Here is a 15895-nt window from a genome sequence, read left to right as displayed (position 1 = left end):
ATCTTAATATTCACCTGTTACGCTACTCATAATTTCGTAGCTTGGAAGATCGAATATACTTAGCTGAATACCTTCAGATACTTTGTTTTTTATTTTTTCATCCATAATAATATAATCTTTTATCGTCTCCTCTTTGAATTTTAAATCCATAAAATATTTTCCCCTGCAAATTATAAAATATTTTGCTCGTTTCATAACTACTCCAATTTTTACTAAATCCTCAAATCTAAGATTAGTAAATCTTCTAGCTTCGACTATTCTTTTTGCACTTCTTACCCCTATTCCAGGAACTCTGAGCAACAGCTTATAGCTAGCCGTTTGGATATTAACTGGAAATAAATTCATGTTGTTAAGTGCGTAGTTAGCTTTAGGATCAAGTGCTAAATTGAAATTCTGATTGACTGATAAAAGCTCACTTGCTTTGAAGTCATAAAACCTAAGTAGCCAATCAGCTTGATATAGCCTGTGTTCCCTTAAAAATGTGGGCTCTGGTATTGCAGGTAGTAAAGTATCTTCATTTACAGGTATATATGAAGAATAATAAACTCGCTTTAATGAAAATCTATTGTAGAGTTCTTCAGAAAGCCTAATAATATGACCGTCAGCTTCAGGAGATGCGCCTACTATCATCTGAGTGCTTTGACCTGCAGGTACAAAAAGCTCTTTGCTCTTTGTTTTGCTTTGTCCAGATTCTAGGAGCTTCTGGCTTATAGTGTGCATTGGAGTTAGTATATCTTTGTAAGTTTTTTGAGGAGCAAGAATTTTAAGTGAATCCTTACTAGGAAGCTCGATGTTTGCACTAAGTCTATCTACATAAAGACCAGCCTTAGTAATTAAAATTTGATCAGCGCCAGGGATTGCTTTTAGATGTATATAGCCTTTAAAATGATACTCGGTTCTAAGCATTATTACTGTCTGTACGAGAAGCTCCATGGTATAATTAGGATTTTTTACAATAGCAGAGCTAAGAAATAATCCCTCGATATAGTTTCTTTTATAAAAACTTATAGTTAGCTCGCATACCTCTTTTGGCGTGAATGTAGCTCTTTTAATGTCATTTGTAACCTTATTAATACAATATTTACAGTCATAAATACAGGAGTTGGAAAGAAGAATTTTAAATAGGGAAACGCATCTTCCATCTGCTGTAAAGCTATGACAAATACCACTTGTATGAATACTGCCAACGCTTTTATTGTTAGATTTTCTCTTTACTCCTCCGCTTGAAGAACAAGAAATGTCATATTTAGCTGATTCAGCAAGAATTTTTAATTTATCTAATGTTTCCATAGCTTAACCTCACTACATAAATACTAATAATTTATCTTAAGTTATATTACTATAATTACATTATACAACTAAAACTTTAAAAAGAACATATGTTTGGTAAAATAAAAATGAAGTAAGCTAAGTTAAAATTTATATATTAAATTTTTTATTGAGTTGAATTGTATTCAAAATACATGTAATATCAATTGTAAATTCCTCCAATTTTAGATATTATAGTAATATGTTTCTATAGTTTAGCAGATACTAAGGGGCAAGGGTGATGTTATGGAAAGAGCCTTATCTTTCATTGTAGGTTGGATGCTTATTCTTAATCTTATAAATATATTTTATATGTCAATTTCTAAAAGAGCATATTATGAGAATTTCTTTGGTTCAGTATGTGTTTACTTTATTGCATTAATTGAAAAACCCATTATTTATGGGATTCAGTTTAGTAGCAAATACGGCTTGTCTGTAGTAGAGCTGATTTATGGAATGCTAGTTCTTTTTTTTATAGTCAGGTATATACTTAGCAATAACTCAACAGTAATTTTTAATACAGATTGGAAAAGTTTTTGTACTTGTGCTAATAAAGTATTAGCAAGCTATGATATAGAATCATCCTGTTATAAATCATCCCTGCATATAGATAAAGGAATAAGCGAAATTAGCTTATTGTATACTATATCTTACAGAAAAATGATTTTGGTTCATTTTTCAAATATGAGAAGTATATCAGAAAAAATTAATTTTAAAGAAGAGATATCTGAACTGCTTGAAGGAGCAAATCTTATAAGTAAAAAATCCCGCTATGGATATATTTTCGTGAATTTTATTTTCACATTAGCACTTTTAATTCACATCAGAGTTTCTATGTAAGGAGGTTATTCATTGTTAGTTACATCATTAAAAAATGGCTTTAAAAAAGGCCTAGAAACAACTTGGATGTTAGCCAAAATAGTTATTCCCGTATATTTCTTTGTTACTTTTTTAGGGCATACTCCAGTACTGGATTTTATGGCTAAGATTTTTGAACCATTTATGAATTTTTTTAATCTACCGGGTGAAGCAGCGATTGTTTTAGTTATGGGAAATATGCTCAACATCTACGCAGCTATTGGAGCGATAAAAGCCCTTTCTCTTACTCCATTTGAGGTTACGGTTATAGCACTTATGCTTTCATTTTCTCATTCTCTTTTTATGGAGACAGCAGTTGTAAAGAAGCTAAATGTCAGTGCATCTAAAGTAGTTTTAATGAGATTATCATTGATGATTTTAGCTGGATTTATTTATGGGACATTGATTGGAGGTGTTACACTCTAATGAATTTCATTGATATTTTTATTGAGGCGGCATCAGGAAGTATAAACTCTGTATTTAATATTGCACTCATAGTAATACCACTTATGATAGTGATGCAGGTAGCTAAGGATTACAAAGTTTTAGATTATATAAGTGGATTTTTAAAGCCTATAACAAATTTTTTTAATATGTCTCAGGAATCAGCATTTCCATTGCTTATTGGTTTGACATTTGGGCTGTCATATGGAGCAGGAGTAATAATACAAAGCTCAAAAGAAGGAAATCTTTCTAAGAAAGATTTGGTTCTTCTTATAGTATTTTTAGCTAGCTGTCATGCTATTTTTGAAGACACTCTAATCTTTGTGGCTGTAGGAGCAAATGGGTGGATATTGTTTGCGGCAAGGCTTTTTGCAGCAATTCTAGTCACCTATCTAATATCAAGAAGAGCAGATAAAATTCTTGACTTAAATGAGCTTCAAATTAAGAAAGAGGCTATAAAGCAAAAACAAAGCAATTGATACACATTCACAAAGTAATAAAAGGAACAACTATATCTATTAATATGAAAAAATCAAATCAAATAAATTGGTTTGACTTTTTTTATTTCTAAGTGTATTATTTATATTAGTACAGTTAGTACTTATTTGGGAGGTGAATAAATTGTTTAAAATCGATATGAGAAGTCGTACGCCTATATATGAGCAAATAATTGATTCTATAAAGGAACTGGTTGTAAAGGGAGTACTTATTCCTGGAGAAAGGCTTCCATCAGTAAGAGATATGGCTAAGGAAATGACACTCAATCCAAACACTGTTCAAAAAGCATATCAGGAGCTAGAGCGACAAGGAATTATAAGTACATTAAGAGGAAAAGGGACTTTTATTTCTGATGATATACAAGCTAATAATAAAATTTTAAAAAGGAGTCAGCTCATGGAAGAATTAAAAAAATTAGTTGTGGAGGCTATATATTTAGATCTTTCAAAGGATGAACTTATTGATTATATAAAGGATATTTATGATGACATTGTCATAAAGGGGTGAAGAAAATGATAATAGGTAATAATATTTATAAAAGGTATTCTAATGATCCAGTAATAAAAGGAGTAGATATAAACTTAAAAGCGGGCTCGATTTATGGTTTAATAGGCCCAAATGGAGCTGGTAAAACAACTCTTATAAAGTTACTTGCAGGTATATACATGCCAGATGAAGGAAGTGTAACTCTAGACGGAATAGATATTGCATCTTCACATGAAATACGCTCATGCATAGGGTATGTTCCAGATAATTTAAATTTCTATCCTACTTTTACAGTAAAAGAGATGAAGGAATTTTACAAGGGTATGTGCAAAAATTGGAATGAAGAACGCTACCAAATACTTAGAGAGATTTTTACTTTTTCTGAAAAGAAAAGAATCAAACATCTTTCCAAGGGAATGAAAACTCAGCTTTCATTACTTATTAATTTAAGCTGTATGCCAAAGGTAATATTAATGGATGAGCCAACTTCAGGGCTAGATCCTTTTGTGAGAAGAGAAGTACTTAATTTAATTGTTCAGGATGTATCCTCTAGAGATACAAGCGTGCTTATTTCAACTCATAATATTTCCGAATTAGAGCAGGTTTCAGATAGAGTAGGGTTTATGGATAAAGGAAAAATCATTCTTCAAGATGATATGGAAGATTTAAAATATAAATATAAAAAAATTCAGATTGCTTTTGAAACAGCTATGCCTAAAGCATTCGAAGAAGAATTTAAATTACTTTCTATAAAACACTATGGAAAAGTATATGAAATAGTGATTGACGAGCATTATGAAATATTTAAAAGTAATGCAATAAAATATAATCCGATTATTATGGAAAAATTAGATATGACATTAGAGGAGATATTTATACACAGAATGGGAGGAGAAGGATATGCTGTCAAAAATATTGCCATTTAATAAGACCTTGCTAAGAAAAGACTGGCATATAACTAAATGGTTTTTTTATAGCTATTTAATTTTGCTTATCATGGCTGTGCCATATAACGTAGCTAGAAACTTATCAAAATTAAATTCTAACTCTTATGATACTATGAACAATTTACTTTACACTTTAAGAAGAGTTTTGAATTTAGAAAATGAACTGGTTATTATTGCTCTAATTATAATTCCAGTTGCTTTATCAGTTGCTCTTATAGGTGAAGAAAAACGAAAAAAAACAATTGAAATAATGATTTCAGGACCATTTAGTAGATTTGAAATATTTTTTAATAAAATTGTGTTAGGTATATTTATTTTAGTTGTTCCTATCTTAATGTCTGGAATTTCTTTGTTAATTATGAGGTTAACCAGTGATTATGTAGGAATGATGTTTACTAGCAGTCAAATAATGATTTGGATATTTAGTTATTCAGCTTTTGCGATTTCTATGTTTTCGTTTAGCTGTATCATAGGGATGCTGTTTGGATCATCAATAGGCCAATTTATATGCACTTATATTTTTGGGGTATTTCCTATTGTATTTTATGAAATGTTTTATTTGAGTTATAGTTCACTTTATACTTTGATTAACGGGAAAGAGCTTGCCTATGAAAATGCAGTTCGCTCTGTTTCAAAGTATTTCGAAATGATAACTCCGATGCAATTTTTCTTTAGAACATTCGATTATTCTCAATCAGCCCAAATATTTTTTTCGTTTAGATTATTAGCTGTTGCTATTGGAATGCTTTTAATAGCTTTAGTTTTATTCGACCTTTCTAAAATGGAGAAAAATTCAGAGGTATTGACATTTGAATCACTAGAAGGGTTCTTTAGACTTGGGGTATTTTTATCAAGTATTCTAGCTGGAGGAATAATATTTAGTGAAATGATAGAACTTGGAACACCAGGTTTATTTATAGGCTATGTAGTAGGGGGATTTGCAGGATATAAAATACCTCTTTATCTAATTCAAAAAAATAGAGCATCCTAGGAGGTGAAGTTATGAAATTAACAAGTAATCATAAAAAAATTCTACTCATATCTTTGGTTTTTTTATTGATAGGTATGTTTACAGGCAATATGGGTCTTAAATCGCCTTATAGAGAAACAAGCATAGAGACTAATCAAGAAATTGAACTACTTAGCATTAGGCAGGATTTGATTAATAATAAGCTGTATTATGAGAAGGATATCGAAAATAGACCTGAAGATATTGAAAATTACAATAGTAGAGGCTTTTATCCTAGCTTTAGATATAACAACACTTACGATTCATATGAAATTTGGGATAACATGTATGTAAGCAATACTGATGAAGTAGAAAAGGTTATTGAGAAAGCAGGCATTAAGAATTCTGATGTATTAAAAATAGATAAAAATTACGAAACTAGACTTCCGATTGATAATCCTAAAATATTAGGAAAAGAAAATTATTTAAGTGGTAAAGCTGACTCTGTACTAGTTTTTACTAATAATAGGGAAATAGTAAAATATATCCATATAGATTCGAGAATAATTGACTTTAGCAAATTTGAAAGCGACGAAGGATATCGTGTTTATCAGGGTTTTACTGTTAAGCTAGATGATAATAATAAAATTTACATTGATAAAATGGAAAAATAATTTAAAGCGTCAAAATGGAAGTAAAAACTCAATTATATTCATATAAAAAAGCTTTAAGCACATAGATATTAAAATTATAGATGCGCTAAAGGCTTTTTTTTATTATAATCTTATAGAGAAGAGTATAATTTTAAATTTGAAGGGTGGAATTTAGGTGCTAAGACCTATTTTTATTGGAATAACTGGAGGAACTGGTTCTGGAAAAAGTACAGTAGTGAAGACAATTATAGAAAACATACCTCCGTCAGATATAGCTATGATTGAGCAAGATGCATATTACAAGGATCAAACTAATCTTCCTATGGAAGAGAGAATAAAAGCTAATTATGATCATCCTCTTGCATTTGATAACGATTTATTAATTGAGCATTTAAATTTATTGCTAGAAGGACAAACCATAGAAAAGCCTGTTTATGATTTTGAAAATCACACTAGATTTAGAGATAAAACTGTAACTGTTCATCCGAGAAGTATCATAATAGTCGAAGGAATAATGATTTTAGAAGATGAGAGACTGAGAAATCTTCTCGACATAAAAATATTTGTAGATACTGATGCTGATATTAGAATACTTAGAAGAATACAAAGAGACATAAATGAAAGAGGTAGAACAGTTGATTCTGTTATAGCCCAGTACCTTGCAACTGTTAGACCAGCACATTTACAATTTATTGAGCCAAATAAGCGCTATGCGGATATAATAATACCAGAAGGTGGTCATAATGCGGTAGCTATAGATTTAGTAGTTGCTAAGTTAAAATCTATTATCCAAGAGCAAATGATTTAAATTAATTTTAAGATTAAAATTTTAGAATTATAATTTTAGAATTATAATTTTTTTTATAATATTTTTATTTTATAGTTGACAACTCGGTTTGAATTTTGTATCATTGAGAACAAGTTAATAATTATGCAATATGACGTTGACGAGATGAGAATATATAGAAGTCGGTTACAGCGAGTTGGGGATGGTGTGAGCCCAATCGAGAACAACTATATTGAGAGCTTCTCAGAGTCTCTGGCAAGAAAGCTGTAAAGCTCTAAGGTCAGACGGAATCCTACCGTTATCTTGGATAGGTATCGAGAGTTTATCTCCGTACCAAAGAGAGAACCTTGTGTTAATATGGGTGGTACCGCGGAAGTATAACTTTCGTCCCAATTTTTTAAAATTGTGGACGGGAGTTTTTTTTATGCAAAGAAAGCTCATTTTTAGAAAATCGTCTGCATAACCATTGACTAAACAATAATTAAAGGAGGAAATGTTATGAAAAAGAAATTAATGGGATTAGGTGTGGCTATTTTAATGGTTTTAAGCTTTGTTGGGTGTAGCTCTTCAGCCGAGGAAGAGAAAAGTGCTGTTGAAATGATTAAGGAAAAAGGGAAAATCGTTGTGGGAACATCAGCTGATTATCCTCCATATGAATTTCATAAAGAAATAAATGGAGTGGATACTTATGTTGGATTTGATATAGCAATTGCTCAGAAAATAGCAGAGGATATGGGTGTTGAGCTAGAAATTGTAGATATGAAGTTTGATGGACTTCTTGCAGCATTAACTGGTAAAAAAATTGACTTTATAGCAGCGGGAATGAATCCAACTGAAGAAAGAAAAAAATCAGTAGATTTTTCAATTGTTTACTATGATGCTCATTCAACTATGCTTGTTGCAGCAGATAAAGTAGATATGTTAAAAGCCCCTGAAGATTTCAAAGGACTTAAAGTTGGAGTTCAAAAAGGAACGATACAAGAGGAAATAGCAGATACACAGTTTCCTGATTCAGAAAAAGTTGCTATTAGCAAAATTCCAAATCTTATAATGGAATTACAAAGTGGCAAAATTGATGGAATCATCTTAGCGGAGGTAGTTGCTAAATCTTATGCTGATGCAAATGAAAGCATAGCAGTAAACAATCTTGATTTAGGCTCTGAAGGTGGAGTAGCTCTTGCTATTAATAAGAACCAAGAGGATTTACTAAGCCAAATAAATAGCACGCTTGAAACTATTATTGAAGATAAAACATTAGAAAAATATATTATTGAAGCAACGGAATTATCAGCACAGTAATATTTTTACTTAATAAAAGGAGCATAATTATGGATTTTGGATTTCTTGTTGACTACTATAAATTTTTTATATCTGGAACATCAAACACTTTGATGCTAAGCTTTATCACTGTTATTTTAGGATTAATAGGCGGAATAGTTCTATCTATTATGAAGCTGTCAAAATTTAAGATATTACAAAATATTTCTGGAGCCTATATTGCATTTATAAGAGGAACTCCATTATTAGTACAGCTATATATAGTATATTACGGACTAAAGGACATCCCCATGTTTGTAGCTGGAGTAATAGCAATGTCAATTAATTCATCAGCATATATTGCAGAAATAATAAGAGCTGGAATAATGGCTGTAGATAAAGGTCAGTTTGAAGCAACAAAGTCCTTAGGAATGACGGGAGCCATGGCATATAAAGAGGTAATACTTCCTCAGGCTTTTAAAAACATATTACCTGCACTTGGCAATGAATTTATAGTGCTAATTAAGGAATCGGCTATAGTATCAGTTATTGGCCTTCACGACCTTATGTACAATGTAGATACCATTAGGGGGATAACATATAAACCATTTGAACCACTTCTTGTGGCGGCACTTATATATTTTATTTTGACAGCTGTCTTATCAAAAGGATTTGGAGTAATTGAAAGGAGATTACAAGCAAGTGATTAAATTAAATAATATCCACAAAAAATTTGGAGATTTACATGTATTAAAAGGAATCGATGAAGAAATTAATAAAGGCGAAGTATTAGCGATTATTGGACCTAGTGGTTCTGGAAAAAGTACATTGCTAAGATGCATTAATTTTCTTGAACCACCCTGTGATGGGGATGTTCATTTTGAAGGAAAACTAATAACTAAGGATTCAAAAATATTAAATTCATACAGACAACAAATTGGAATGGTATTTCAGCAATTTAACCTTTTTCCAAATAAGACTGTACTTGAAAATATAACTATGGCACCTATACTTCTAAAGAAGTATTCTACTGAAGAAGCAAATGAAATAGGGCTTGCTTTATTAGAAAGAATAGGCTTATCAGATAAGAAAAATGAGTTTCCTAGTAAACTCTCTGGAGGGCAAAAACAAAGGGTTGCTATAGCAAGAGCTCTTGCTATGAAGCCAAAAGCTATGCTATTTGATGAACCAACTTCAGCTCTTGATCCAGAAATGGTGGGAGAAGTGCTTGAGCTTATGAAGAGCCTAGCAAATGAAGATGTAACTATGATTGTGGTAACGCATGAGATGGGATTTGCCCGTGAAGTTGCAGATAGAGTTCTTTTTATGGATGAGGGAGCAGTAGTTGAATCTGGAAGCCCAAAAGAAATATTTACTTGTGCTTCTCATCCAAGAACTATTGATTTTTTAAGTAAGGTACTTTAAAAATACAATTGACAAAGTACTTTTGTGAGTGGTAATATAAACAAACAAAATGTATTCCTATAGAGGGAGTAACTGCCTGCTACAGCAGGATTCAAAGTCGTCATTTCGGATTCGTCCCGGCTTTGCAGACACTATTGTTTAGTGAGACTCTATAGCTAGTTAATTCTAGCTGTAGAGTCTTTTTTGTTTGGAAAATAAGGAGGGAGATTAGCAAGTGAAATTTTATAGGAAAAGCAGTGAAGAAGTAATGGAGATTTTGGATGTAAGTATTGATGGATTATCAGAGCAGGAAGTCCAAAAAAGAAGATTAGAGCATGGATATAACAAGCTAGATGAAGCCAAAGGAGACACTCCGATAAAAGTTTTTATGGACCAGTTCAAGGACTTTTTGGTAATTATGCTTATTTTAGCAGCCATAATTTCAGCAGCTCTAGGAAAATATGAAAGTACTATTGTAGTAATTTTTGTTGTAGTATTAAATGCAATTTTAGGAACAGTTCAACATATTAAAGCAAATAACTCTATTAATTCACTAAAGGCATTGTCTTCACCAGTATCAAAAGTTTTAAGAGATAAAATGAAAAAAGAAATACCATCAAATGAACTAGTTGTTGGAGATATAATATTTTTTGATGCAGGAGATTATATAAGCGCAGATGCAAGAGTAATTGAAGCTCACAGCTTTCAAGTTAACGAAAGCTCGCTTACTGGAGAGTCAGAAAGTGTTACAAAAGAGATTGAAGCAATTAGCCAAGATGATGTTTCAATTGGAGATATGAAGAATATGGTTTTTTCCGGTAGCTATGTAACCTATGGAAGAGGTGTAGCAGTAGTTACTGATATTGGGATGAAAACTGAAATAGGTAAAATTGCATCGATGCTAGAAAATGCTAAAGCAAGAAAAACTCCGCTTCAAGAAACTCTTGATAATTTTGGGAAAAATCTCTCTATAGCAATTTTGATTATATCTGGAATAATATTTATTATTGATATATTAAGAGATAAAGCAATTATTGATTCTTTTATGTTTGCAGTTGCACTAGCAGTAGCGGCTATACCTGAGGCTTTAAGTTCTATTGTTACAATTGTACTTGCCTTTGGAACTCAGAAGATGTCGAAATCAAATGCGATAGTTAAGAAATTGAATGCAGTAGAGAGTTTAGGAAGCATATCAGTTATATGCTCTGACAAGACTGGTACACTTACTCAAAATAAAATGAAAGTTCAAAAGCTATGGGTTGACAATAATATAGTTGATAGTGATGAGGCTACTGACCAAAGCCTTATAAATAAATTAATACAATTTTCGGTATTATGTAATGATGCTATTGTTTCAGGGGACAGTAATATTGGAGACCCGACAGAAATAGCGCTTGTGAATTTAGGAAATGAACATAATATTAATGAGCAAGTGACAAGAAATGCTCATCCTAGAATATTTGAGCTTCCATTTGACTCAGATAGAAAGATGATGAGTACTGTAAATGCTTATGAAAACAGCAATCTTATGATTACCAAAGGAGCTGTAGATACAATAATTAACAAAACTCATAAAATTTTGACTTCGAATGGAGTTGAGATTTTAAATGATGAGGTTAAAGCTAAAATAAAGCATGATAATAATAGTCTAGCTAAAAATGGACTCAGAGTTCTAGCGTTTGCATATAAGGAATACAAAAATGAATCTAGACCTAAATTAGAAGATGAAGATGAACTGATATTCATGGGTATGATTGCTATGATGGATCCACCTAGACCAGAATCAAAAAAAGCTGTGGCTGACTGTATTTTAGCTGGTATAAAGCCAGTGATGATTACCGGAGATCATAAAATAACAGCAATTGCAATTGCAAAGCAGATAGGGATAATTAAAGATGAAACGGAGGCTTTAGAGGGACACGAAATTGAGAAGCTAACAGATGATGAGCTTTATAATATTGTTGAAAATATTAGCGTATATGCAAGAGTATCACCTGAGCATAAGATTAGGATAGTAAGAGCTTGGCAGAAAAAATCTATGGTCGTTGCTATGACTGGAGATGGGGTAAATGATGCTCCAGCATTAAAACAGGCAGATGTAGGAGTAGCAATGGGAATAACAGGCACAGAGGTCTCAAAAGAAGCAGCCTCTATGGTTCTTACTGATGATAATTTTGCCACAATTGTAAAAGCTATATCTAGTGGTCGCTCTATTTACGTAAATATAAAAAACTCAATTAAATTTTTATTATCTGGAAATGCAGCTGGTATTTTTTCTGTGATTTTCGCTTCTGTGGCAGGACTTGCGGCGCCATTTGCCCCTGTACATCTTTTGTTTATAAATTTATTAACAGACAGCTTGCCAGCTATAGCTATAGGCTTAGAGCCTCATGATGAAAGTATTATGAAAGAAAAGCCTAGAAAAAGAACAGACTCAATTATTAACAAGGAATTTATTAAACAGGTATCGACTAAAGGAGCTTTAATTGCATTAGTAACCATGATAGCTTATTATATAGGTTTTTCAAGCGGTAGTCATTTAGTAGGTAGTACTATGGCTTTTGCAACCTTATGTCTATCAAGACTATTTCATAGTTTGAACTGCCGTTCTAAAGCTTCTGTTTTTAAAATCGGAGTTCTTAGCAATATCTATGTAATTTTATCAATTATTGTAGGAAGCTTAATGCTTTTGTTTGTTATGAATTACCCGCCTCTTATGACTATGTTCGAGGTGAGTAAGCTCGATATATCTCAGCATCTATCAGTAATTGGATTGTCCTTAATACCTTTAGTAGCAGTCCAGATTTATAAGCTTATAAAGGATAATAATTCTACATCACATGAACAAATAGATAAAGTTAATCATTTATCCGATGTAGCATAAGGATATCTTAAGATGATTTATTAAAGTCCCCATCAAATTAGATGGGTATTTTAAGTTAGTATAATCATTCTATAAAATTTCTTTATTCTAGCGAATCCTTTGATTTTATAGTATATTTAATCTATTATAAAGTTAAGAGAATTTACTTATATTATAAGGAGAAAAATATTATGAAAATATTAGTTTTGAAAGAAAATCATATGAATCAGGTTTTTACAATGAAGGAAGCGATTAAGGCTGCTAAGGATTCACTTATATCTTATTCAAGCAATGATGCTGAGATACCTCTAAGAACCAATATTAATGTAAAAGAAGCGGGTGGGCAAAGCTTATATATGCCAGGATATGCAGCATCATCAAAGGCACTAGGCATAAAAATTGTATCAGTTATTCCAAATAATATTAATAAAGGGTTGCCGTCAGTACCAGCAACTATGATTCTTCTAGATGAGGAGACAGGTCAGGTTTGTGCTATGATGGATGGAACTTATCTTACTAGAGTAAGAACAGGAGCTGTTTCAGGTGCAGCTACAGAGCTTTTATCGAATGAAGACTCAAGTATATTTGCTATTTTTGGTACAGGTGGGCAAGCTGAAACTCAAGTAGAAGCAGTACTAGCTGTAAGAAATATAAAAGAGCTTAGAATTTATGATATTAATATAGAGAGAGCTAAAGATTTTGCAGCAAAAATGATGGAAAAATTCAATATAAAATGTATTGCTGTAGAAAGCTCTGAGGAAGCTATTGAAAATGCAGATATCATTACTAGTGTTACAACTACAAAGAATCCTGTATTTGATGGAAGACTTGTAAAAAAAGGAGCTCATATAAATGGAGTTGGCTCGTATACTCCTGAGATGCATGAGATTGATGAATACACTGTACTTAATGCTGGCAAGGTATATGTAGATACTAGAGATGGAGTTCTAAGTGAGAGTGCGGATTTAATTAATCCAATTAAAAATAATAAATGTACAGAATCTATAGTAACAGGAGAGCTTGGAGAACTACTTTTAGGAAAAACCAAAGGCAGAGAATCTAGTGACGAAATAACTTTTTTTAAAACTGTTGGAACAGCTGTGCTTGATATTGTAACTGCAAAAATGATTTATATTAAGGCACTTGAGCTAAATATTGGTGATCAAGTAGAGATGTAATTTTGTATCTAGTCTTATGTTATTAACATTCTTTGATTAAATTAGCATAATTTTAACTTCATTTTAAGTTGGAGGCTTAATATATTATGGGATAGATATAAATTTTAATTAAGGATGGTAAAAATGAAGATATTATTGGCTGAAGATGAAAAGGAACTCTCAAATGCTCTTGTTATGCTGCTTTCTCATAATAATTATGTTGTGGACGCAGTATATGACGGAGAGGATGCTCTTTCCTATGCACAAGAAATAGACTATGACATTATTATATTAGATATAATGATGCCAAAGCTAAATGGATACCAAGTTCTAAGCAAGCTAAGAGAAAAAAATTGTAAAGCTCCAATACTAATGTTGACAGCAAAAAGTCATGTAGATGACAAGGTCACTGGCCTTGAGCTAGGAGCAGATGACTACCTTACAAAGCCTTTTGAAATGAAAGAGCTACTTGCAAGAATAAAGGCCCTGCTTAGAAGGCCACAAAATTTTAATGCTGATATACTGGAATTTGGAGATATGTATTTAAATAGAGATACATGTCAAATCATATGCAACAATCAGCAAGTGGTTTTGAACAAGAAGGAATTCCAAACTATGGAGCTACTTATTTTAAATTCTAAACAAATCCTATCTAAAGATTTGATTATGGACAAGATATGGGGATATGAGTCAGATGCAGAAATAAATGTCGTATGGGTAAATATTAGCTCTCTTAGGAAGAAACTTGCAAAGCTAGACTCAAAGGTAACTATTGCTTCAATTAGAGGCTTAGGCTATAAGATAGAGGTGGGCTGTGACTGATAAGTTAAGGTGGAGATTTGTTTTAGTTGCTATGGTTGCAATTGCTACAGTAATGGTAATTGTATTATCTTCCATTAACATGGCAAACATATATAAGACTAATAAAAATAGTGATGAATTACTATCTATAATTAGTGATAACGATGGAAGAATACCTTTTGATGAGCATAAAATACCAGATGACAGACCTCCTAAAAAACCTGAATTAGGACCTGAAGGAAGATATCTCAATAGATACTTTACTGTTAGAATATCTGAATCAGATTCTATTATTTCAGTTGATAATACTAACATAGCCGCAGATGTTTCTAATATAGCCATAGGTTATGTGAACCAAATATTAGAGGATGGACAATCAAAAGGAACTATTGATAATTATAGATATTCACTTAGTACAAAAAATGGTACATCCTTGATTGTGTTTCTAGATATAAGCAAAGAGCAGCATATAAATAAAAGCTTTCTTACAGTTTCTTTGATTGTGCTATTTATATCTTTATTAATAGTATTTTTATTACTGGTTGTTTTATCAAAAAAAGCGATTCAGCCCTTTGTAGATAATCTAAATAGACAAAAAGAATTCATCAGCAATGCTAGCCATGAAATTAAAACTCCATTAGCAATTTTATCTGCCAATAATGAGGTATTAGAGTTGATTTCTGGGGAAAGTAAATGGACTATTAGCAATCACAATCAAATTAGAAGGCTTAAGTATCTTATCGAACAAATGCTTATGCTATCAACCTTTGAAGAAAAAATTGACAACCTTGTGTTTCATGAAATTGATTTAAGTAAGATATTAATAGATGCAATGACAGAGTTTTCAGCCATTTATACTAATATAAAGGTAAAAACAAGCATTCAAGAGGGGGTAATTATTTTAGCTGACAAAGGGAGCATAGTTCAGCTTGTAAACATAATCTTAGACAATGCATTCAAATATGTAACGGATGATGGGAATATTTTTATTGAGCTTTCTCAAAATAAAGATGCTATTTTGTCAGTTTCTAATAGCTGCGAACTAATTAATAAAGAAGATTTAAATAAGATATTTGATAGATTTTATAGACTTGATGAAGCTAGGACAAGACAAAAAGGTGGAAATGGAATGGGTCTATCTATTGCAAAAGCAATAGTAGATAAACATAATGCAAAAATTTCAGCTGAAACAGACGATGATAATAACTTTATCATGAAAGTCAAATTTTATAGAAAAAAATAAGGCTTTAGATAAAAAGCTGTAAACTATTTTGTATTTATAGAAATTTGAAGATAACAAAAGAAGCTATCTGATATGAGCTACAAAGACTAATCTAATTGACAATTAGTTTAGTCTTTGTAAGCATCATACAGCATATTAGCTTCTTTTTTATATTTTTGTAAAGCATAAATTGTTTAGCATTGTTAAGAATTATTATAAAAATATCATTTTTTAAGTTAATTTTAAGTTAAGGGTTTATAT

General features: G+C 31.5%; 16 protein-coding genes. 15 read left to right on the top strand and 1 reads right to left on the bottom strand.

Features of this window, described 5'->3' with window-relative positions; genetic code table 11:
- Positions 1–3: 3 nt before the first annotated feature.
- Complete coding sequence (locus tag CLOST_RS08205) at positions 4–1290, bottom strand: putative DNA modification/repair radical SAM protein (protein ID WP_013361829.1); 1287 nt, start codon at positions 1288–1290, stop codon at positions 4–6.
- 264 nt (positions 1291–1554) lie between these two features.
- Here CLOST_RS08205 and CLOST_RS08200 point away from each other — a divergent pair, with 264 nt between their 5' ends.
- From CLOST_RS08200 to CLOST_RS08130, 15 genes are all read left to right on the top strand, one after another.
- Entirely contained in the window at positions 1555–2148 is a 594-nt protein-coding gene (locus CLOST_RS08200) for a hypothetical protein (protein WP_013361828.1), read from the top strand.
- Positions 2149–2160: 12 nt separating this feature from the next.
- Entirely contained in the window at positions 2161–2592 is a 432-nt protein-coding gene (locus CLOST_RS08195) for a nucleoside recognition domain-containing protein (RefSeq protein WP_013361827.1), read from the top strand.
- A complete protein-coding gene (locus CLOST_RS08190; RefSeq protein WP_013361826.1) occupies positions 2592–3089 on the top strand; it encodes a nucleoside recognition domain-containing protein in 498 nt (165 codons plus the stop codon). The genes CLOST_RS08195 and CLOST_RS08190 overlap by 1 nt, the downstream gene beginning before the upstream one ends.
- Positions 3090–3231: 142 nt before the next feature.
- Positions 3232–3615: a GntR family transcriptional regulator gene (locus CLOST_RS08185; RefSeq protein ID WP_013361825.1), complete on the top strand. Its 384-nt coding sequence runs from the start codon at positions 3232–3234 to the stop codon at positions 3613–3615.
- Between the two features lie 5 nt (positions 3616–3620).
- Complete coding sequence (locus tag CLOST_RS08180) at positions 3621–4520, top strand: ABC transporter ATP-binding protein (protein ID WP_041487157.1); 900 nt, start codon at positions 3621–3623, stop codon at positions 4518–4520.
- Positions 4495–5532, top strand: a complete 1038-nt coding sequence (locus CLOST_RS08175) for an ABC transporter permease subunit (protein ID WP_041487156.1) — start codon at positions 4495–4497, stop codon at positions 5530–5532. The genes CLOST_RS08180 and CLOST_RS08175 overlap by 26 nt, the downstream gene beginning before the upstream one ends.
- A gap of 11 nt (positions 5533–5543) precedes the next feature.
- Positions 5544–6164 carry a hypothetical protein gene (locus tag CLOST_RS08170; RefSeq protein WP_013361822.1) on the top strand — a complete coding sequence of 207 codons (621 nt, stop codon included), beginning with the start codon at positions 5544–5546 and terminating at the stop codon, positions 6162–6164.
- Positions 6165–6318: 154 nt separating this feature from the next.
- Positions 6319–6951: a uridine kinase gene (gene udk, locus CLOST_RS08165; RefSeq protein WP_013361821.1), complete on the top strand. Its 633-nt coding sequence runs from the start codon at positions 6319–6321 to the stop codon at positions 6949–6951.
- A 477-nt stretch (positions 6952–7428) separates the two neighbouring features.
- Entirely contained in the window at positions 7429–8229 is an 801-nt protein-coding gene (locus tag CLOST_RS08160) for a transporter substrate-binding domain-containing protein (RefSeq protein ID WP_013361820.1), read from the top strand.
- Between the two features lie 29 nt (positions 8230–8258).
- Positions 8259–8897: an amino acid ABC transporter permease gene (locus CLOST_RS08155; RefSeq protein ID WP_013361819.1), complete on the top strand. Its 639-nt coding sequence runs from the start codon at positions 8259–8261 to the stop codon at positions 8895–8897.
- On the top strand, positions 8890–9612 hold the full coding sequence (locus tag CLOST_RS08150) for an amino acid ABC transporter ATP-binding protein (RefSeq protein ID WP_013361818.1): 723 nt from the start codon (positions 8890–8892) through the stop codon (positions 9610–9612). Before CLOST_RS08155 ends, CLOST_RS08150 begins: the two co-directional genes overlap by 8 nt.
- A 214-nt stretch (positions 9613–9826) precedes the next feature.
- Positions 9827–12475 carry a cation-translocating P-type ATPase gene (locus CLOST_RS08145; protein ID WP_013361817.1) on the top strand — a complete coding sequence of 883 codons (2649 nt, stop codon included), beginning with the start codon at positions 9827–9829 and terminating at the stop codon, positions 12473–12475.
- Between the two features lie 170 nt (positions 12476–12645).
- A complete protein-coding gene (locus tag CLOST_RS08140) occupies positions 12646–13632 on the top strand; it encodes an ornithine cyclodeaminase family protein (RefSeq protein WP_013361816.1) in 987 nt (328 codons plus the stop codon).
- A gap of 123 nt (positions 13633–13755) precedes the next feature.
- Positions 13756–14433 (top strand): response regulator transcription factor, encoded by a 678-nt coding sequence (locus tag CLOST_RS08135; RefSeq protein WP_013361815.1) that lies wholly within the window; start codon positions 13756–13758, stop codon positions 14431–14433.
- Complete coding sequence (locus tag CLOST_RS08130; protein ID WP_013361814.1) at positions 14426–15655, top strand: sensor histidine kinase; 1230 nt, start codon at positions 14426–14428, stop codon at positions 15653–15655. Before CLOST_RS08135 ends, CLOST_RS08130 begins: the two co-directional genes overlap by 8 nt.
- The last annotated feature ends 240 nt before the right edge of the window (positions 15656–15895 follow it).

The organism is Acetoanaerobium sticklandii (assembly GCF_000196455.1).
Classification (GTDB): Bacteria; Bacillota; Clostridia; order Peptostreptococcales; family Filifactoraceae; genus Acetoanaerobium; species Acetoanaerobium sticklandii.
The sequence above is the reverse complement of the archived record's forward strand: the minus strand, read 5'-3'. Positions and strand labels throughout refer to the sequence as shown.